Source organism: Actinomadura sp. SCN-SB, assembly GCF_043906805.1.
In the GTDB taxonomy this organism is placed as follows: Bacteria; Actinomycetota; Actinomycetes; order Streptosporangiales; family Streptosporangiaceae; genus Spirillospora.
In genome coordinates this window covers 83,778-102,033 of record NZ_JBIMPP010000010.1, presented here as the reverse complement: position 1 = coordinate 102,033, position 18,256 = coordinate 83,778, and the positions used below count along the sequence as shown (strand labels likewise).

Annotated in this window: 18 protein-coding genes and 1 pseudogene; 14 read left to right on the top strand and 5 right to left on the bottom strand. The window is 70.5% G+C overall.

The window, feature by feature from the left end; translation table 11 throughout:
- Position 1 precedes the first annotated feature (1 nt).
- Complete coding sequence (locus ACGWYJ_RS09165) at positions 2–841, top strand: response regulator transcription factor (protein WP_395105247.1); 840 nt, start codon at positions 2–4, stop codon at positions 839–841.
- 4 nt (positions 842–845) lie between these two features.
- On the opposite strand, the gene ACGWYJ_RS09160 is transcribed toward ACGWYJ_RS09165, so the two are convergent.
- Positions 846–1,250, bottom strand: a complete 405-nt coding sequence (locus ACGWYJ_RS09160) for a hypothetical protein (protein ID WP_395105246.1) — start codon at positions 1,248–1,250, stop codon at positions 846–848.
- Positions 1,251–1,424: 174 nt separating this feature from the next.
- Here ACGWYJ_RS09160 and ACGWYJ_RS09155 point away from each other — a divergent pair, with 174 nt between their 5' ends.
- The 3 genes from ACGWYJ_RS09155 (at position 1,425) to ACGWYJ_RS09145 (ending at position 5,789) form a co-directional block, all read left to right on the top strand.
- Positions 1,425–3,053, top strand: coding sequence for an alkaline phosphatase D family protein (locus ACGWYJ_RS09155; RefSeq protein ID WP_395105245.1), 1,629 nt, complete (start codon positions 1,425–1,427; stop codon positions 3,051–3,053).
- Between the two features lie 333 nt (positions 3,054–3,386).
- Positions 3,387–5,039, top strand: a complete 1,653-nt coding sequence (locus ACGWYJ_RS09150) for an NYN domain-containing protein (protein WP_395105244.1) — start codon at positions 3,387–3,389, stop codon at positions 5,037–5,039.
- Positions 5,040–5,141: 102 nt separating this feature from the next.
- Positions 5,142–5,789: a tol-pal system YbgF family protein gene (locus ACGWYJ_RS09145; RefSeq protein ID WP_285701065.1), complete on the top strand. Its 648-nt coding sequence runs from the start codon at positions 5,142–5,144 to the stop codon at positions 5,787–5,789.
- A 10-nt stretch (positions 5,790–5,799) separates the two neighbouring features.
- Here ACGWYJ_RS09145 and ACGWYJ_RS09140 read toward each other — a convergent pair whose 3' ends face one another.
- Positions 5,800–6,315: a hypothetical protein gene (locus tag ACGWYJ_RS09140; protein WP_395105243.1), complete on the bottom strand. Its 516-nt coding sequence runs from the start codon at positions 6,313–6,315 to the stop codon at positions 5,800–5,802.
- Positions 6,316–6,397: 82 nt separating this feature from the next.
- Between ACGWYJ_RS09140 and pyrE the strand changes: the two genes are divergently transcribed.
- Positions 6,398–6,928 (top strand): orotate phosphoribosyltransferase, encoded by a 531-nt coding sequence (gene pyrE, locus ACGWYJ_RS09135; protein WP_395105242.1) that lies wholly within the window; start codon positions 6,398–6,400, stop codon positions 6,926–6,928.
- Positions 6,929–7,468: 540 nt separating this feature from the next.
- Here the strand turns inward: pyrE and ACGWYJ_RS09130 are convergent.
- Positions 7,469–7,948: a RodZ domain-containing protein gene (locus tag ACGWYJ_RS09130; RefSeq protein ID WP_395105241.1), complete on the bottom strand. Its 480-nt coding sequence runs from the start codon at positions 7,946–7,948 to the stop codon at positions 7,469–7,471.
- Positions 7,949–7,957: 9 nt separating this feature from the next.
- Positions 7,958–8,698: a DedA family protein gene (locus tag ACGWYJ_RS09125; protein ID WP_395105240.1), complete on the bottom strand. Its 741-nt coding sequence runs from the start codon at positions 8,696–8,698 to the stop codon at positions 7,958–7,960.
- A 378-nt stretch (positions 8,699–9,076) separates the two neighbouring features.
- Here ACGWYJ_RS09125 and fbaA point away from each other — a divergent pair, with 378 nt between their 5' ends.
- The 8 genes and pseudogenes from fbaA to ACGWYJ_RS09085 all read left to right on the top strand — a co-directional run bounded on the left by fbaA (position 9,077) and on the right by ACGWYJ_RS09085 (position 15,311).
- Entirely contained in the window at positions 9,077–10,099 is a 1,023-nt protein-coding gene (fbaA, locus tag ACGWYJ_RS09120) for a class II fructose-bisphosphate aldolase (RefSeq protein ID WP_395105239.1), read from the top strand.
- Positions 10,100–10,210: 111 nt separating this feature from the next.
- Positions 10,211–10,660: a winged helix-turn-helix transcriptional regulator gene (locus ACGWYJ_RS09115; protein ID WP_395105238.1), complete on the top strand. Its 450-nt coding sequence runs from the start codon at positions 10,211–10,213 to the stop codon at positions 10,658–10,660.
- A gap of 75 nt (positions 10,661–10,735) precedes the next feature.
- Positions 10,736–11,272, top strand: coding sequence for a GNAT family N-acetyltransferase (locus tag ACGWYJ_RS09110; RefSeq protein WP_395105237.1), 537 nt, complete (start codon positions 10,736–10,738; stop codon positions 11,270–11,272).
- A gap of 25 nt (positions 11,273–11,297) precedes the next feature.
- Positions 11,298–11,720 (top strand): DUF3151 domain-containing protein, encoded by a 423-nt coding sequence (locus ACGWYJ_RS09105; RefSeq protein ID WP_285701054.1) that lies wholly within the window; start codon positions 11,298–11,300, stop codon positions 11,718–11,720.
- 138 nt (positions 11,721–11,858) lie between these two features.
- Positions 11,859–13,142, top strand: coding sequence for an adenylosuccinate synthase (locus ACGWYJ_RS09100; RefSeq protein WP_395105236.1), 1,284 nt, complete (start codon positions 11,859–11,861; stop codon positions 13,140–13,142).
- Between the two features lie 65 nt (positions 13,143–13,207).
- Entirely contained in the window at positions 13,208–14,146 is a 939-nt protein-coding gene (locus ACGWYJ_RS09095) for a glycerophosphodiester phosphodiesterase family protein (RefSeq protein ID WP_395105235.1), read from the top strand.
- Positions 14,147–14,682: 536 nt separating this feature from the next.
- Positions 14,683–14,841: pseudogene (locus tag ACGWYJ_RS09090) on the top strand (ISL3 family transposase); the annotation flags it as partial.
- Positions 14,842–14,918: 77 nt separating this feature from the next.
- Entirely contained in the window at positions 14,919–15,311 is a 393-nt protein-coding gene (locus ACGWYJ_RS09085) for an SgcJ/EcaC family oxidoreductase (protein ID WP_395105234.1), read from the top strand.
- A gap of 179 nt (positions 15,312–15,490) precedes the next feature.
- Here the strand turns inward: ACGWYJ_RS09085 and ACGWYJ_RS09080 are convergent, their stop codons facing one another.
- Positions 15,491–16,594, bottom strand: coding sequence for a magnesium and cobalt transport protein CorA (locus ACGWYJ_RS09080; RefSeq protein ID WP_395105233.1), 1,104 nt, complete (start codon positions 16,592–16,594; stop codon positions 15,491–15,493).
- Between the two features lie 409 nt (positions 16,595–17,003).
- On the opposite strand from ACGWYJ_RS09080, the gene purD reads away from it, so the two are divergent.
- Entirely contained in the window at positions 17,004–18,254 is a 1,251-nt protein-coding gene (gene purD, locus ACGWYJ_RS09075; protein WP_395105232.1) for a phosphoribosylamine--glycine ligase, read from the top strand.
- Positions 18,255–18,256: the final 2 nt, after the last annotated feature.

The window sequence follows — 18,256 nt, the reverse complement described above, 5'->3', positions numbered from 1 at the left end:
CATGGGTGACGACGCGGGAGCGGTGCGCACGGCGGTTCTGGCGTTGCAGCGGTCCACCGGGCTGCCGATGGTGTTCGGCGGCGCGTTGTGCGGCCCCGACCGGATGCGGATCACCGAGCTGGTCGGCGGCGTCACCGGCTCCCTGGACGGGCTGGTGGTGCGCCGCAACTCCGGGCTGGGCGGGAAGGCGATGGCGTTGGGCCGCCCCGTCTGGGTCAGTGACTACCCGCGCGCGTCCACCATCAGCCACGACTACGACGCCCCGGTGGCCGACGAGGGGTTGCTGTCGATCGTGGCCGTCCCCGTCGTGGTGCGCCGCCGGGTGCGCGGCGTCCTGTACGGGGCGTTGCGCGAGCCGCTGTCGATCGCCGACCGGGTGGTGGCGATGGCCGTCCAGGCCGGCCGCGACCTTGAGCAGGACCTGGCCGTACGGGACGAGGCCGACCAGGCGCTGGCCCGCCTGCACGCCGACGGGACCCCCGCGGCGAGCCCCGCGGAGGCGTCCGCCCGCTGGGAGGAGGTGCGGGCGGTGCACGCGGAGCTGCGCGGCCTCGCCGACCAGATCACCGACCCGCAGGTGCGCGCGAGGCTCCTGGACGCGTCCCACCGTCTCGCCACGGCCGGGACGGCGAAGCCCGAACCCCGTCCCGAGCTGTCGCCGCGCGAGCTGGACGTCCTGTCCTATGTGGCGATCGGCTGCACCAACGCGCAGGTCGCCACCCAGCTCGGGCTGCTGCCCGCCACGGTGAAGAGCTACCTGAAGTCGGCCATGCGCAAGCTCGACAGTCACACCCGTACGGAGGCCGTACGGAACGCGCGGCGCGCGGGGCTGCTCCCCTGACGGCTCAGGCGGGCTTCCGGGTCTCCCCGATCGCCGCGATCACGGCGTCCCACTGCTCGGGACGCGACATCCAGCGCATCACCGGGAGCTTCTTGCGGCGGCCGTCCGCCCGCATCAGCACGATCCGGTTGCCCTCGACGACGAGCGACGACTCGTCCTCCCCGCGGAACGCGCGGCGTGCGCCGATCGGGGCGATCACTTCGAGGGTGCGGGTGTGCGTGGTGTAGGTGAAGTACTCCCGGCTCAGGTACAGGGCGCCCAGCACGATGAACATGATGCCGAGCACCATGTTCACCAGCGACGGCACCAGGGCGCCGAGGACGAAGTTGAGCGCGCCCAGGGCCAGGGCCACCCAGGCGATGACCGGGTTGTAACGGACGGACAGGGTGGTGCGGGGAGTGGGGGGCATGGCGGGATCCCTTCGGGCGATCTTTAGGTAGCGTCTACTGTCTCCCGGCCCGGCGGTCACGCGCCCGGCCGGATCCGGCCGGGCGCCACGACACCGAACCGTCGCCGAACGTCACGGGACCGAACCGCCGAAACGTTGGACGCGGCCACCGCGGGTCCGCTAGAGAAGCCTGTTATGACCGCCTTGGTACTCGGGCCCCTGCTCCGGCACGTGGCCGACCGCACCGCCACGATCTGGGTCGAGACCGATCGTCCCTGCGAGGTACGGGTCTTCAGCGAAGAGCACGGCGTGGACGCCTCCGCCTCCACGTTCACCGCGCACGGCCACCACTACGCGCTGGTGGACCTGGAGGATCTGGCACCCGGCGCCACCATTCCCTACGCGGTCGCGCTGGACGGCGAGCGGGTGTGGCCGGAGCCCGGCGGCCCGTTCCCCGCCCCGGTGATCAGGACGATCGACCCCTCGGGACCGGTGCGCATCTCGTTCGGCTCCTGCCGCCGCTCGCCCGACCGCGCCGGGCTGCACGGCCTGGACGCCCTGTCCGCCTTCGCCCACCGCCTCGCCGCGTCCGGCGCCGGGGACTCCGCCTCGCCGGACGTGCTCCTGATGGTCGGCGACCAGATCTACGCCGACGAGCTGGGCGAGGAGATGCGGGCGTACCTGGCCGAGCGGCGCGCCCCAGGCACCGAGCCCGAGGGCGAGGTCGCCGACTTCGAGGACTACACCATGCTCTACAAGCTGGCGTGGTGCGACGACCCCGCGGTGCGGTGGCTGCTGTCCACCGTCCCCACGTACACGATCTTCGACGACCACGACGTGCGGGACGACTGGAACACCTCCTACACCTGGCGGCGGCAGATGTGGGCCAAGCCGTGGTGGCGGGCGCGGATCACGGGCGGCATCGGCTCGTACTGGATCTACCAGCACCTCGGCAACCTGTCGCCGGAGCAGCGCGCGGCCGAGCCGCTGTACGCGAAGGTGCTCGCGGCCGCCGCCGACGGCGTGGACGCCGCCGAGATCATCGACGAGTTCGCCGAGCGGGCCGACAAGGAGCCCGCCACCACACGCTGGAGCTACGTCCACGACTGGGGCGGCACCCGGCTGATCGTCGTGGACAGCCGCTGCTCCCGCCTGCTCACCGCCGACCGCCGCGGCATGCTCGACGACGACGAGTTCCAGTGGCTGGACGAGCAGTGCCAGGGCGGGAGGGACCACCTGCTGATCGCCAGCTCGCTGCCGTACCTGCTGCCCCGCGCCATCCATCACGCCGAGGCGTGGAACGAGGCCATGTCGGGCGGCGCCTGGGGCGGGCGGGCCGCGCGGCTCGGCGAGAAGCTGCGGCAGGGCGCCGACCTGGAGCACTGGGCCGCGTTCGACGCCTCGTTCCGCGCCGTGGCCGAGGACGTGGTCGCGGTGGCGCGCGGCGAGCGCGGCGACGCGCCGGCCAGCATCTCCTTCCTGTCCGGCGACATCCACTACTCCTACCTGGCGCGCGTCACCGAGCCGAGCACGCGGACCGCCATCACGCAGGTCGTGTGCTCGCCGCTGCGCAACCCGCTGGTCGGCAGGTTCCGCTGGGCCAACAAGATCGCGTGCTCGCGGGTGGTGCCCGGACCGTTCCGGTTGCTGGCCCGGCTGTCGAAGGTGGCGCCGCCCCCGCTGAAATGGCGGATCACCGACGGCCCCTGGTTCGACAACGCCATCGCCACCGTCGAGCTCGACGGGCGCCGCTGCCGCGTCCGCTGGGAGACGCCGCGCGACGCGACCTCGCTCACCGGGATGGGCACCGCCACCATCTGCTGACCCGGCGGCCGTCCCGCCACCGAGCGCCTCCACGCCATCGAATCCTCATGTAAAGATCATGTGGCGGAATCGGGGACAGACCGGAAAGGCTGATAGCGTCCGCGCTGAGCCACACGGCGCGGCGGCGAGTCACGAAGTGTCATGAAAGAGTGGCGAATCGCCGTATTGGCCTACGTGGCTGACGGCTTTCTATACGCTAAGGCGGGCCGGGTCTCTCCCCGGCCCGCGACCCCCGAAGCAGAGAGGGGAGACCGCCCGCCGATGCTCCCCTCGCCGACCTGACCGAGGAGTGGGCTTCCCGAGAGGTCCCGTGTTGAGGAAGGGCGATGTCGCATGGATCGCTGCGCGCTGTTCGTAGACGCCGGCTACCTGCTGGCGGACGGCGCCTTGGCGGTGCACGGCACCCGCCATCGCGACACCGTCTCCTGGGACTTCGGCGGCCTCCTCCAGCTGCTCGGCAACCTCGCCTGCGAACGCACCGGCCTGCCGATGCTGCGCTGCTACTGGTACGAGGCCACCGTCGAAGGACGGCGTTCGCTCGAACACGAGGCCCTGGCCGACCTGCCCGGGCTCAAGCTCCGGCTCGGCCGGATGCGACCGGGCAAGCGCGAGGGCGTCGACACCGAGATCCACCGCGATCTGATGACGCTGGCCCGCAACAGCGCGCTGGCCGAGGCGGTGCTGGTCAGCGGCGACGAGGAGCTGGCCCAGGTCATCGTGGACGCGCAGGACTTCGGCGTCCGCGTCACGGTCGTGCACGTGGCCGTCGACGGCAACTGGACGATCTCCCGCTCGCTCCGCCAGGAATGCGACGACCTCATCGAGGTCGGCCCCGCGCAGCTCCGCCCGTACGTCAACCTGCTCGCCGGCATCGAGGCCCCCGCCTCCACGACCGCCGGGGCGCTCAGCCCCGCGCCCGCCTCGTCCTCCGCCTCGCCGTCCTCGGCGTCCGGGCCGCTGTCCAACGGGCACGGGACGCCCGGCTCCCTCACCCCGCTCCAGACCACCGGCCCGCACAGCGGCCCGCCCCCGTCCTCGCCGCTGACCGGCCCGCCGCCCTCGTACGACTCGTCCGCCTCGTCCTCGACCGGCCAGAACTCCACCGCCGACTTCGCCAGGCCGTCCGCCTCCGGCTACGACACCGGTTCCGGGTACGACACGGGCTCGGGCTACGACACCGGCTCCAGCTATGACACGGGCCCGAGCTACGGCACGGCCTCAAGTCATGACACGGGATCCGGCTACAACACCGGCCCCCGCTATGACACCGACACGTCCGGCTCCGGCTATGACTCCGGCAAGTACGGGTCGTACAGCTCCACGACCGGCGACTCCGGCGGCGCGGGCTCCGGCTATGGCGGCCAGGGGACGACCGGCATCGGAAGCTTCACCTCCGACACGGGCATCGGCGGCAACGGGTCCGCGCCTCGCCTGCCACCCGCGAACGGCTCGATGAGCGCCATGAACTCCCTGGGAGCCGGGACGGGCCCGAACGACCTGCCCTCGTCACCCTCGCAGGGACCCCCGTCCCCGCTGCACGCGGCGCCCACACCGACCCCCGCCCCGTCCACCACCGGACCCCAGTACCTCCCGCCGTCCTCCTCGTCCCCGCCGCCCGCGCTCTCCCCGCCACCCCCCGCCCTGTCACCACCGCCTCCCTCACAGCCCCCGGCGCCGCAGTCGCACGGCCCGTACACCGGCCCCCAGCAGGTCGCGCCCGTCCCCGCCCAGCAGGCCGCGCCCACCCTCGCCGACGCCGTCAAGGCCGCCCACCGCGAAGGGCAGGACTTCGGCGAGTCCGTCGCGCGGGACGCCCCGGCCCTGTGGCTGGAGGCCGTGCTCGCGCGCAAGCCCCGGATGCCGTCCGACCTGGAGGCGCGGCTGCTCCAGGGCTCCTCGCTGCCGATCGACTTCCTGCTGCACGACGAGGTGCGGCACGCCCTCCGCCGCGGTTTCTGGGACGCGCTCGAACGTTCCCGCAGGTGACCCTGTGCCGACGACCAGCGGGGCGACGTGGAACGCGTAGGTAGTTCACGATCCTCCACGATTCACCCGCTTCGTTCGGCGAGCGACGGGTAGCGTTGAACCGTGACGCATGTGACGGAAGACGATCTCGACGACCTGGAGTTCGACACCCTGCGCACGGGCGATCACATCTCGGCGGCACGGCGGCTCTCCGAGCTCGCCGAGTCGGTGTCCGGCGGGGTGTCACGTGCGAACGTGCTGCTGCGCGCGGGCGAGCAGTGGCAGCACGCCGGCGACCACGCGCGAGCCGCCGAACTGTACCGGACCGCCATCGAGGACGGCGGCGAGACCTACGGCGACCCCCGCGCCTACCTGGCCGACGCGCTGTTCGAGCTGGGAGAGGCCGACGAGGCGCGCAAGCTGGTCGAGCAGATCCGCGCCGACGCACCCAGCGACCCGGAGGTCTACCGCGCGGTCGCCGAAGTGCTGTACGCCCAAGGCGACGCGGCCGGGGCGCACGAGTGGGCCACCGCCGGCGCCGACGTCGTCCTCGCCCTCCGCGACCGCGCCGTCGGCATCGGGGCGGGCACCGGCGCCTCCCCCACCAGGGGCGCCGAGGAGGAGTTCACCCCCGGCCCCGACGACGTCGCCCTCGCCGAAGACAGCCTTGAGGCGCTGCTGCGGCTGCGCTATCGGGCACGCGTCGACCTGGGCCGTCCCGAGGACGACTACGACGCCCTCCTGGACGACCTGCTGAAGAACGACACCTGAGGCCATCCCGTCACAGGGCCGCGATCAACCCGTTGAGGGTGAGCGCCTTGGACGTGCCCGGCCCCTGCTCGGCGACCACCCAGCCGCGCAGCCGCGCCTCCCGCAACGCCCGGTCCTCATCGGCCGTACGCGCCGACGAGTGATCGGTACGCAGGTAGCCGCACGGCGCCTCCGGCCAGTCGGGCGGCATCGCGACCGGCTCGTCACGCCGCCCGGCCGAGGGCCTGGGCAGGTCCGCGTCCACGAACACGTACCCGCCGACCCTGCGGTGCGCCGCCCGCTGCGCCAGCGCGACCGCCGGAACCAGCGGCCCCGCCCCACCCGAAGCCACCAGCACCAGCGGCGACGCCGGACCCGTCGCCGAAATGATCAGCGATGCCCTGGCCACGTACCGCGGCCCCGAACTGTCCGGAACATCCGGCACCACCACGTCCAGCCCATGCCGGCGCAACGCCTCCGGCAGATCACCCCACGCCTCGGCGCGCGAGTACGGGGCGTGCAACAGCACCAGCGTTCCGGGGGTCACGTCACCTCCCGCGCCCACGGTACAGCGCGCCGACCGCCGCCCCGTTTCCCCCGCCACGACCCGTCCCCCTAGGGTTCTCCCTGTGAGCGACCGCGAAGCCCTCCTCGAAGAGATCAAGTCCAAGGCCGTCGTCAAGGGCGACTTCGTGCTGTCCTCAGGCCGGCGTGCGTCCTGGTACGTCGACCTGCGCCGAGTCACCCTGGACGGCAAAGCGGCCCCCCTCGTCGGACGCGTCATGCTCGACCTCACCGCCGACCTGGACTACGACGCCGTCGGCGGCCTCACCCTCGGCGCCGACCCCGTCGCCACCGCCATGCTCCACGCCGCCGCCGCCCGCGGCCGCCACCTGGACGCCTTCGTGGTACGCAAGACCGACAAAGCCCACGGCCTCCAACGCCGCATCGAAGGCCCGGACGTCAAGGGCCGCAGAGTACTCGCGGTAGAGGACACCTCCACCACAGGAAACTCAGTACTCACAGCCGTAGAGGCACTACGCGCAGAAGGCGCCCAGGTCGTCGCCGTAGCCACGATCGTGGAACGAGGCGCCGCCGAACGCATCACCGCCGAGGGCCTCGACTACCGCCACCCCTACACGCTCAGCGAGCTGCTCTGATTGCCAGGCGCGAGCTGCGCTCCTCGCCTGGCGGCTCGTCGCTTGTCGCGCCTGCGGCGATCGCTGCATCGCTCCGACTCGCCCTAGGGGGCTCGCTACGCGATCAGGTCCTCGCAAGCTCGGAACCTGCCTTCGGACGCGATCGCAACGCCTGAGCGACCGTTCGGGGCCGGGATGACGGGCTGGGGTGAGTGCGACTGTGTTTATTGCAAGCGCGAGCTGCGCTCCTCGCCTGGCGGCTCGTCGCTTGTCGCGCCTGCGGCGATCGCTGCATCGCTTCGACTCGCCCTAGGGGGCTCGCTACGCGATCAGGTTCCTCGCACGCTCGGAACCTGCCTTCGGACGCGATCGCAACGCCTAAGCGACCGTTCGGAGCTGGGATGACGGGCTGGGGGAGTGCGACTGTGTTTATTGCAAGCGCGAGCTGCGCTCCTCGCCTGGCGCCGTCGCCAACGAGGGCTGATCTTGCCCACGGTCGGATGCGGGTTCGGCGGGGGGTGGTCTGGTGCTGATCGGCTGGGCGGTTCCAGGGGGTGGGGTCTAGCGTTCTGGGACGAACCATTCGCCGCGGGTGCCGGAGGGTTTGGGGGGCTGCTTCTTGCCGTAGATGATCACTTCCACCGCGGCGCCGTTGAGGGCGACCACGTCCAGGGGGGCCTGTTCGTACTGGCGGGCCTCGCCGGTGTTGAGGGTGCCTTGTTGCAGTACCTCGCCGCTTCCGGAGACGCGGACGAAGACCTGGGTGGGGGCGCCGATCACGCGGATGAGCAGCGGGGTGGCCGCGGCGGCGGCCGTCCGGGTGGCACGGGTCTGCTCGGGGGCGGGCGACGCGCTCTCGCTCGCGTCGCCGGTTTCCTGGGTACCGGGCGGGTTCGCCGAGCCGGGTTCGCTCGAACTGGAGGTCAGCGCGTTGACCAGGGCCAGGCCGCCGATGACCAACAGCGCTAAGGCCAGCACCACGGCGATGGCCGCGATCAGTATGCGCGCGAGACCACGAGGGTCCGACCGATGACGTCCCACATGGGGAGATTAGCGATAACTGTCACCGCTGAGCGACGGACGGGACTCTTCCGGGGCATTCTTATTCGGACCGTTGCCGGCGTGGCGGCCCTTGCCGCCCCGTCCGCGCATCATCTCCCGGATGATCGGGATGAGCGACAGCAGCACGATCACGGCCACGCCCGGCAGGATGTAGCGCTCGATGTCGGGCACCTCGGCGCCGAGGAAATGGCCGAGGAGGAACAGCGTGTCCGTCCAGAGGACGCCGCCGATCACGTTCCAGATGAAGAAGCGGCGGCGGCTCATGCCGAGCATGCCGGCGAGCGGGTTCAGGAAGGTCCGGACGATCGGGATGAAGCGGGCCAGCACCACCGCGCGGGCCGGGCCGAAGCGGTTGAAGTAGTACTCGGCCTTGACCACGTACTCCTGCTTGAAGATCCGGGAGTCGGGCCGCTCGAAGAGCTTGCGGCCGTATTTGGCGCCGAGCCAGTGCCCGAGCTGGGCGCCGAGGATGGCCGCGATGGGGCCGCCGATCAGCAGCCAGGGCAGCGACAGGGGCTGGAACTCCTGGCCGTTGACCGTGGAGACGGCCGTGAGGATCCCCGCCGTGAACAGCAGCGAGTCACCCGGCAGGATGCAGCCGAACAGGAGCCCGGTCTCCGCGAAGATGATGGCGATGACGCCGACGGTCGCGAACGTCCCGAACAGTTGCAGCCATGCCGTCGGGTGCAGCCACTCGGTGATGTCAAGGGAAACGAGCGAGAGATCCACGTTGCGAGCGTACCCGGAGCGGGGCTCACGTTTCGGTGAGACGTCGAGTCCTGGGTAATACTCTCGATCTCCTTTGCCGTCGGGGTTCACGGGCCGTCTCAGGAGCCCCGGGACGGCTTTCCGGGCGCCCTGGGGACCCGGAGGTTCACCGGGCCGTAAAAAGCCGTGTAGCGCCGCATGGAACGCGCGGGAGGGGGCATGTGGGTGTCCCGCGAGGGGCATGGCCTCTTGGAGGGGCGCGCCGGGCGTGGCGGCGGCCCATCCGGGATACTGGCGCTGTGGAGCCCACCCCCCACGGCGGGTGAGGTCGGACGACATACTGACGGTGGACGGTACGCCCCGCCCCGACGGCACTGCTGCGTAAGAAAGGACGCCGAAATGCCCATCGCAACGCCCGAGGTCTACGCGGAGATGCTCGACCGTGCCAAGCAGGAGGGTTTCGCCTACCCCGCCATCAACGTCACCTCCAGCCAGACGCTGAACGCGGCGCTGCGCGGCTTCGCCGAGGCCGAGAGCGACGGGATCGTCCAGGTCTCCACCGGCGGCGCCGAGTTCCTCTCCGGAACCACGATCAAGGACATGGTGGTGGGCGCGACCGCCCTGGCCGAGTACGCCCGCGTCGTGGCGGCCAAGTACCCGGTGAACGTCGCCCTGCACACCGACCACTGCCCCAAGGACAAGCTCGACGGCTACATGCGGCCGCTGGTCAAGATCTCCCAGGAGCGGGTCGCGCGTGGCGAGGAGCCGCTGTTCCAGTCCCACATGTGGGACGGGTCGGCCGTCGAGCTGGAGGAGAACCTCCGGATCGCGGCCGAGCTGCTGGAGGAGTGCGCGAAGGCCCGCGTGATCATGGAGATGGAGATCGGCGTCGTCGGCGGCGAGGAGGACGGCGTCGTCGGCGAGATGAACGAGAAGCTGTACACCACCCCGGGCGACGCCCTGGCCACCGCCGAGGCCGTGGGGATCGGTGAGAAGGGCCGCTACATCCTGGCGGCGACGTTCGGCAACGTGCACGGCGTCTACAAGCCGGGCCACGTCAAGCTGCGTCCCAGCGTGCTCAAGGACATCCAGGAGGCGGTCGGCGCCAAGTACGGCAAGGAGAAGCCGTTCGACCTGGTGTTCCACGGCGGCTCCGGCTCCACCGAGGAGGAGATCCTGGAGGCGGTGTCCTACGGCGTGGTCAAGATGAACGTGGACACCGACACCCAGTACGCGTTCACCCGGCCGATCGCCGAGCACATGTTCCGCAACTTCGACGGCGTCCTGAAGGTCGACGGGGACGTCGGCAACAAGAAGCAGTACGACCCGCGCTCGTACGGCAAGGCGGCCGAGGCGAACATGGCCGCGCGGGTGGTCGAGGCGTGCCGCCACCTCCGCTCCGCCGGAACCAAGATCAAGTAAGCCGGCACCGGTACCCCGCCGCGGGATCATGGTCCGCGCCGCACGATCCCGCGGCGGCCCGCCCGTTCCTGGACGGTGGGTTGCTTCAGGCAACTCGGGTAGGCTTCGGGCGTGGCACTACCGCGCACGTACGACACCCAGAACTGCTCGATCGCCCGCGCGCTGGAGGTCGTGGGTGATCGATGGACGATGCTCGTCCTGCGCACCGCGTTCGAGGGCATCCGGCGCTTCGACGACTACCAGGACCGGCTGGGCGTCGCCCGCAACGTGCTCACCGACCGGCTGTCCCGGCTCTGCGACGAGGGCCTGCTCCGCCGCGTCCGCTACCAGGAGCGCCCCGACCGGTACGAGTACCGCCTGACCCGCAAGGGCGTGGAGCTGTGGCCGGTCATGATGACGCTGATGAAGTGGGGCGACCGGCACTACGCCCCTGACGGCCCGCCGCTGCTCGTGACCCACGTCGGCTGTGGTGGCGCCCTCACCGACGATCTCACCTGCGATTCCTGCGGGGTCCGCCTGCGCCCCAACGAAGTGGAGTCGCGGCCGGGCCCCGGAGCCTGAGTGCTTCCGACCACATTCGCGACTTGACCTCTCAGGTAGTTGCTTCATGCAACTCGCTGCGGTCCAATGAGTTGCATGAAGAAACTTGACGCGGCGACGATGCCGCACGGCGGGACGGATCTACGGGACGTCCGCATCCGCCCATACGGGGTCACCGACGCCGACCGCCTGCGCCGCATGTCGGACCGGGTGTCCAAGCAGAGCCTCTTCACCCGCTTCTGGTCCGGGTCGCCCTACATCCCCGAGTACTACGTCCGGGCCATGGACGCGCTCGACCACTGGGACCGGGAGGCCATGGTCGCCCTCCTGGACGACGACATGATCGGCATCGCCGAGTACGTCCGGGACGCGACACGGCCGCACCGCGCCGACCTGGCGGCCCTCGTCGCCGACCCGTGGCAGCGCCGCGGCCTGGGACTGACGCTGGTGTCCTGCCTGGCGCCGCTGGCCGAGCGTCGCGGCATCACCGAGTTCAACGCCGACGTCATCCTGGAGAACCAGAGAGCGATGCGGTCCATCCTCGTCGGCTGGCCGGACGTCGGCTCCGCCCTGGTGGACGGAGCGGCGCGTTTCTCCCTGCCCCTGCCGATGCCGGTACCGGTGCCGGGTTGATGCGCACCCCGCGTCCCCACCTAACATGACCCGCATGACGCAGAACCTGCTCGGCGGCCCGCCTCCGACCGAACTGCCGGACAACCCCGAGGCCCGCAAGGCCCTGGAGTCCGGCACCAACGCGATCGAAGTGGCCGCGCGCCACCCGGACTACCCCGCCGCCTGGGCGGAGTTGGCGGACTGGGCCTTCGCCAAGGGCAGCGTCATCGACTCCTACGCCTACTCCCGTACCGGCTACCACCGGGGCCTGGACCAGCTCCGCCGGGCCGGCTGGAAGGGCCACGGCCCCATCCCCTGGGAGCACGAGCCCAACCGCGGGTTCCTCCGCTGCCTGCACGCCCTGGGACGCGCCGCCGCCGCGATCGGCGAGGACCACGAGGCCGAACGCTGCCGTACGTTCCTGCGCGACAGCAGCCAGACGGCGGCCGACATCCTCAACAACGGTTAGCTGGAGACCGCTCCGGTTTTCCTGGTGTCCACCTGCGGGTACGATTTGCTCGCAAGAGGCCCCTTCGCGCTTGCGGTTTTTCCCTGGAAGTGACCCAGGCCCAGCGAGGGGCCTTAGTCGTGGGAAAGGTGTAACCGCATGCCGGCCATCGTTCTTGTCGGAGCCCAGTGGGGAGACGAGGGCAAGGGCAAGGCCACCGATCTGCTGGGCGGCGAGGTCGACTACGTCGTCCGCTACCAGGGTGGCAATAACGCCGGCCACACCGTGGTCATCGGCGACGAGAGCTACGCCCTGCACCTGCTCCCCTCGGGCGTCCTGTCCCCCGACGTGGTGCCGGTGATCGGCAACGGCGTGGTGATCGACCCGGCCGTCCTCCTCCAGGAGATCGACGGCCTCAAGGAGCGCGGCATCGGCTGCGAACGGCTGCTGATCTCCGCCAACGCGAACCTGATCATGCCCCACCACCGCGCCTTGGACAAGGTCACCGAACGCTACCTGGGCAAGGCCAGGATCGGCACCACCGGCCGCGGCATCGGCCCCGCCTACGCCGACAAGATCACCCGGATGGGCATCAGGGTGCAGGACCTGTTCGACGCCAACATCCTCACCCAGAAGCTCGACCTGGCGCTGCGCGAGAAGAACCAGGTGCTCACCAAGGTCTACAACCGGCGCCGGATCGAGACCGCCCCCATCGTCCAGGAGTACCTGGCCTACGGCGAGCGGCTACGGCAGTACGTCGCCGACACCACCCTGGTCCTCAACAAGGCGCTGGACGACGGCAAGACCGTCCTCCTCGAAGGAGCCCAAGGGACCCTCCTGGACATCGACCACGGCACCTACCCGTTCGTCACCTCGTCCAGCCCGACCTCGGGCGGGGCCTGCTCGGGCTCGGGCGTCGGCCCCACCCGCATCACCAAGGTCATCGGCATCCTCAAGGCGTACACCACCCGCGTGGGCTCGGGCCCGTTCCCCACCGAGCTCCTGGACGAGCAGGGCGAGTACCTCCGCAAGACCGGCGGCGAATACGGCGTCACCACGGGCCGTGACCGCCGCTGCGGCTGGTTCGACGCGGTCATCGCCCGCTACGCCACCCGCGTCAACGGCATCACCGACTACTTCCTCACCAAGCTCGACGTCCTGTCCGGCCTGGAGCGCGTCCCCGTGTGCGTCGCCTATGACGTCGACGGCGAGCGCCTGGACGAGCTCCCCACCACCCAGACGGCCTTCCACCACGCCAAGCCGGTCCTGGAGTACCTGGAGGGCTGGCAGGAGGACATCAGCGGCGCCAAGACCTTCGACGACCTCCCCAAGAACGCCCAGGCGTACGTCAGGGCCATCGAGGACATGTCAGGGGCCCAGATCTCCGCCATCGGCGTCGGCCCGGGGCGCACCCAAACCCTCTCCCTCCGCCCCCTGATCTGATCGGGTTCCCCTCGTTCTCACCGGTCGGACACAAAGTGTTCGGTCACGGGCTGTAACGTGCACGGGTGACCTTCACCGGGGAGACCGTCGAGCTGCACGGCCACCGAGGAGCGCGGGGTCTCCGTCCGGAGAACACCCTGCCCGCGTTCCGGCACGCACTGGCTCTGGGCGTCCACGCGATCGAGTTCGACGTCGGGCTGACCCAGGACGGCGTCGTGGTCCTCAACCACGACCAGGCCCTCTCCGCGGTCACCGCCAGGGACACCGAACCGGCCACACCAGGCGATCCGCACTACCCCTACGTAGGCAAGGCCCTCCGCGCGCTGACGCTCGCCCAAGTCCGCAAGGTCGACGCGGGAACCCGCCACCCGACCCAGGACGACGACCCGTTCGTCCTCACCCAACTACCGGTCCCGGGCACGCGCATCCCCACCCTGGCCGAGGTCTGCGCCTTGCTGAGCACCGTCCCGGACGTACGTCTGGCGGTCGAACTCAAGACCGACCCAAGCTGGCCCGACACCGAGGTGACCCGCTTCACCGCAGCGGTCGCAGAAGTCCTGCAAGCCTTCGGACTGTCGGCCCGAAGCCGCCTTCTGGCCTTCGACTGGCGCGTCCTGGTCGAGGCCCGCCGGTACATCCCGGACGCGGGCCGAGTGGCCCTCATCGAGCGCGTTACAGCCGTCCCAGGCACCCCGTGGTCCGCCGGCTTGGACACGGTGGACCCAGTGGCGGCCGCCCTGGACGTAGGCGCGACCAGCCTCTCTCCCGAGATGGCCATGACCACACCCGCCTTGGTGGAGCACGCCCAATCCCTGGCACTCCCCGTCTCGGTCTGGACGGTGAATGAACCGTCCGACATGACCCGCTACCTCTCCTACGGCGTGAACGCGATCGTCACCGACTACCCCGACCGCCTTCACACCGTCCTCTCCGACCACGGCCTTCCCGTACCCATCCCCCGCCCCAACCTCCTCCCCATCCCGAACGGCGCCCCAACCCCATAGCAGCACCTCGCAGGGCAAACGGCGCCACACTCATGCAGGACGCGCCACATGACCCTTGGCGCGACCGCGCACGCTCATCGGTTCTATGAGCGTTCGCTATTGACTACCTCCAGGCCCGCCATCCGCTTTTCGACGTCGCTCCCATGTCCGGCTATATAGTGAGCCTTTTTCAGCGGCAGTTTGAGGTGTGCTGTCACAGCATGATCGCGGGCGGTGCGGCGTGCCCTGAACGTGGCGAAGCCCCTGGTAGGACGGTTGATCTCTCACAATCGGCCGTCACACCAGAGGCTCCGCATGCTTTTCTACCGTGCCTCGCTGCCGTTGTCGCGTCAGACCCTGACCTACACCACTGGACGCCGCCTGGTCGGCGAGCCGCGTCCTCGGCCGCGCAGCTCGCCCCTTCCGCACCTGGGCCTTGGATCATCACAGTGCGTTTCTCGACACGCAGGAGACCGCGCCGGCGGCGAGGTAGGCGCTCCAGCCGTGTGAGGCATGGGTGCCTGAACACCAGGCACTGCCCGACGCGATCGCAGGCAATAGCCAAGCGATCGAACCTGACCACGTTCCGCCGGCTGGACGAGTTCGGCCTCATCGTCACCGGTCAACGGCTCGAACCAGATCGGGCAGTGCCGGCCTGCCGGGTCGTCGAGCCCGACCAGTGGTGCCGGCGCTGCGGCTGCGAAGGCGTCCCGCAGACACCGTGGTCGGTTGACCTCAGCCTGGCTTGAGGTTGCAGGGTGGGCCCATGAGTACGACGAACATCGACGCGTCCGTGCGCGAGGTGGCCGAGATCGAAGCGATCAAGCAGGTGGTCGCCACGGTCGAGCACTCCCAGAACAACGAGTTACCCGACGAGTTCGCCGGCCTGTTCCGGGCCGACGCCATCTGGACGACGGGGGGAGGCAAACGCCTGTTCGGCCGTGAAGCGATCTCCGCTTTCACCCATCAAGTGCTCCCCGGCGCCATGCGGGACTCGACGGTCACCTTCGAGGTGGAACACGTGCTGTTCATCCGTCCCGACGTAGCCGCCGTCAAGGTGCTTCAGGTGTACCGGACAGCGGACGGGCAGGAGGTCGGCACGCCGCTGTTCGTCATGTCGAAGGAGGATGGTCGGTGGCGGCTGACCGCGTGCCAGAACACCGCGGTCCTCGGCGATGAGGCTTGAGGGGGTCCAACGTCGACCTGCGCCGCTGAACGGGGGTGCAGGGGGCGGAGCTCCCTGCCGGGGTCGTAGGGGCGGAGCCCCTACCCGGGGGTCAGTGGTCACCGCCGCGAGCCGCCAGGCGAGCGGCGGGGACCGCTGGCCCCGCACCGGGGGGTGTGGGGGGTCGCCCCCCACATATGTCACAGCCAGCCGTTGCGGCGGAAGCCTCTGTAGAGGGAGAGGCAGGCCAGGCCGATCATGCCGAGGACCATCGGGTAGCCGAAGCGCCATTGGGTTTCGGGCATGAAGTCGAAGTTCATGCCGTAGATGCCGGCGATGGCGGTCGGGACCATGAAGATCGCGCCCCAGGCGGAGATCTTGCGCATGTCCTTGTTGTCGGCGACGGTGACCTGCGTCATGTGGGCCTGGAGGATGGGGTTGAGCAGTTCGTCGCAGGATTCGACCTGTTCGCGGACGCGGGTGAGGTGGTCCTCGACGTCCCGCAGGTACTCCTTGATCTCGGCGGGGACGAAGCGGCGGCCGCCGAGGGAGCGGAGTGGGCCGGCGAGGGGGCCGACGGCGCGCTTGAGCTGGATGACCTCGCGCTTGAGCCGGTAGATGTGCCGGGATTCGTCGGTGCGCTCGGGGGAGAAGACGGCCTCTTCGACTTCGTCGATGTCCTCCTGGACGGCGTCGGCGACGCCGACGTAGCCGTCCACGACGCGGTCGGTGATGGCGTGGAGGACGGCGGCGGGGCCGAGGGCGAGGCGGGCCGGGTCCTTTTCGAGGCGTTCGCGGACGGAGCCGAGCTCGCCGTGGGTGCCGTGCCGGACGGTCACCACGAAGTCCGGCCCACAGAAGATCATGATTTCGCCGGTCTCGACGGCTTCGGGGGCGCCGGGTTCCTTGCGCACGTACCCGACGGTCTTCATGACGAAGAAGTTGACGTCGTCGTACCGTTCGAGCTTGGGCCGCTGGTGGGCGTGGATGGCGTCCTCGACGGCGAGCGGGTGCAGTCCGAAGACCTCGGCGAGTTCGGACAGTTCGAGGGCGGATGGCTCGTGCAGGCCGACCCAGACGAATCCGGCGCTGCCGTCGTCGGTGGTGGTGAGGCCGCCGTCGCGGATGAGGCGTACGGCGTCGGCGACGGTGTCGGTACAGACGCGGTGCCCGTCGATGTAGGCGGCCCAGTCGATGACGGCCGTGTCGCGGGGACGGGCGGCCTCACGCATGGCGTGGGTGCGGTTGCGCGGCTTGAACAGGGACCTTGTAGCACGTCCTGGACGGACTCGTGTCATGGCCATGAGGTGTGCTCCTTACCCGCCGGCCTGGGGCATGCGCTCAGAAGGGGCACATGTGACACGCGCCTCGGCGCGCTCGACCCTGCTGTCGGCTATGGACGAGGGGAGCGCGCGAAGGCCCTGGCCGGACGCCTGATGGAGGCGGACGGTTGGACGAGGTTCAGAACGGTCGATTCCGGACTGTGAGGGGTCTCCGGTGTACTGCAAGGATCACCAGGACTCATCCCGACCACCTCCCTTCACGGTTCGGCAACAGGACCATAAGCCGAAAGAAGCTTACCAGCCCGCCGTTCCGGCGTGCGGGCCACGGAAGTGGGACGCCCGTAGCGCACCGGGGGTTCACTCAAGGCGCATGTGTCGGTCGTCACCCCGGGTGGCCCGCCGCGCGGTCACCGGCGGATAGGCTCCGGGCGTGCGAGTACTCGTCCTTGGATCCGGCGGCCGCGAGCATGCGCTCGCCCGCGCCCTGCATCGAGACCCTTCGGTCACGGCCCTGCACTGCGCGCCCGGTAACCCGGGTACGGCCGCGATCGCGGAGAACCACGCAATCGACCCTGTGGACCCCACCGCGGTGGCGGAGCTGGCGGGGCGGCTGCGGGCGGAACTGGTCGTGGTGGGCCCGGAGGCGCCGTTGATGGAGGGGGTCGCCGACACGGTGCGTCGTGCCGGGATCCCGTGCTTCGGCCCCGATGCGGAGGCGGCGCGGATCGAGGGCTCGAAGGCGTTCGCCAAGGACGTCATGGCGGCGGCGAACGTCCCGACGGCCACGGCACGGGTGTGCGAGTCCGAGGCGGAGGTGCACGCCGCGCTGGAGGAATTCGGCCCGCCGTACGTGGTGAAGGACGACGGTCTCGCCGCGGGCAAGGGCGTGGTGGTGACCGAGGACCGCGCGGCGGCCGTGGCGCACGCCGCCGCCTGCGGACGGGTGGTCATCGAGGAGTACCTGGACGGCCCCGAGGTGTCGCTGTTCGCGCTGTGCGACGGGAACTCGGCCGTGCCGCTGCTGCCCGCGCAGGACTTCAAGCGCGCCTACGACGGCGGCGAGGGCCCCAACACCGGCGGCATGGGCGCGTACACCCCGCTGCCGTGGGCGGCGCCGGGTCTGGTGGACGAGGTCATGTCCACGGTCGTCCGGCCCGCGGTGGACGAGCTGAGGCGCCGCGAGACGCCGTACGTGGGCGTGCTGTACGCGGGTCTGGCGCTGACGGCCAAGGGCGTGCGGGTGGTGGAGTTCAACGCCCGGTTCGGTGACCCGGAGACCCAGGTCGTCCTGGACCGGCTGGCGTCCCCGCTGGGCCCGCTGCTCCAGGCGTGCGCGATCGGCGGCCTGGAGCCGGCGTTCCGCCCGTCCTGGCATGAGGGCGCCGCCGTGACGGTCGTGGTCGCGGCCGAGGGCTATCCCGCGTCCCCGGTCAAGGGGGACGTGATCGGTGGCGTGGAGGAGGCCGAGCGGGTGCCGGGGGCCTACGTCCTGCACGCGGGCACCAAGATCGACGACGAGGGGCGGCTGGTGTCCGCCGGGGGCCGGGTGCTGAACGTGGTGGGGTCGGGCCCGGACGTGGCCGCCGCCCGCGCCGCCGCGTACGAGGCCGTCGGGAGGATCGAGCTGCGCGGCTCGCACCACCGCTCGGACATCGCCTTGGAGGCGGCGGCACCGGCCTGACC

Excerpts from the sequence above, each read along its gene's own strand:
- ACGWYJ_RS09165 (WP_395105247.1), top strand. The coding sequence starts at position 2 with ATGGGTGACGACGCGGGAGCGGTGCGCACGGCGGTTCTGGCGTTGCAG.
- ACGWYJ_RS09160 (WP_395105246.1), bottom strand. The coding sequence starts at position 1,250 with ATGCCCCCCACTCCCCGCACCACCCTGTCCGTCCGTTACAACCCGGTC.
- ACGWYJ_RS09155 (WP_395105245.1), top strand. The coding sequence starts at position 1,425 with ATGACCGCCTTGGTACTCGGGCCCCTGCTCCGGCACGTGGCCGACCGC.
- ACGWYJ_RS09150 (WP_395105244.1), top strand. The coding sequence starts at position 3,387 with ATGGATCGCTGCGCGCTGTTCGTAGACGCCGGCTACCTGCTGGCGGAC.
- fbaA (WP_395105239.1), top strand. The coding sequence starts at position 9,077 with ATGCCCATCGCAACGCCCGAGGTCTACGCGGAGATGCTCGACCGTGCC.
- ACGWYJ_RS09110 (WP_395105237.1), top strand. The coding sequence starts at position 10,736 with ATGAAGAAACTTGACGCGGCGACGATGCCGCACGGCGGGACGGATCTA.
- ACGWYJ_RS09105 (WP_285701054.1), top strand. The coding sequence starts at position 11,298 with ATGACCCGCATGACGCAGAACCTGCTCGGCGGCCCGCCTCCGACCGAA.
- ACGWYJ_RS09100 (WP_395105236.1), top strand. The coding sequence starts at position 11,859 with ATGCCGGCCATCGTTCTTGTCGGAGCCCAGTGGGGAGACGAGGGCAAG.
- ACGWYJ_RS09080 (WP_395105233.1), bottom strand. The coding sequence starts at position 16,594 with ATGGCCATGACACGAGTCCGTCCAGGACGTGCTACAAGGTCCCTGTTC.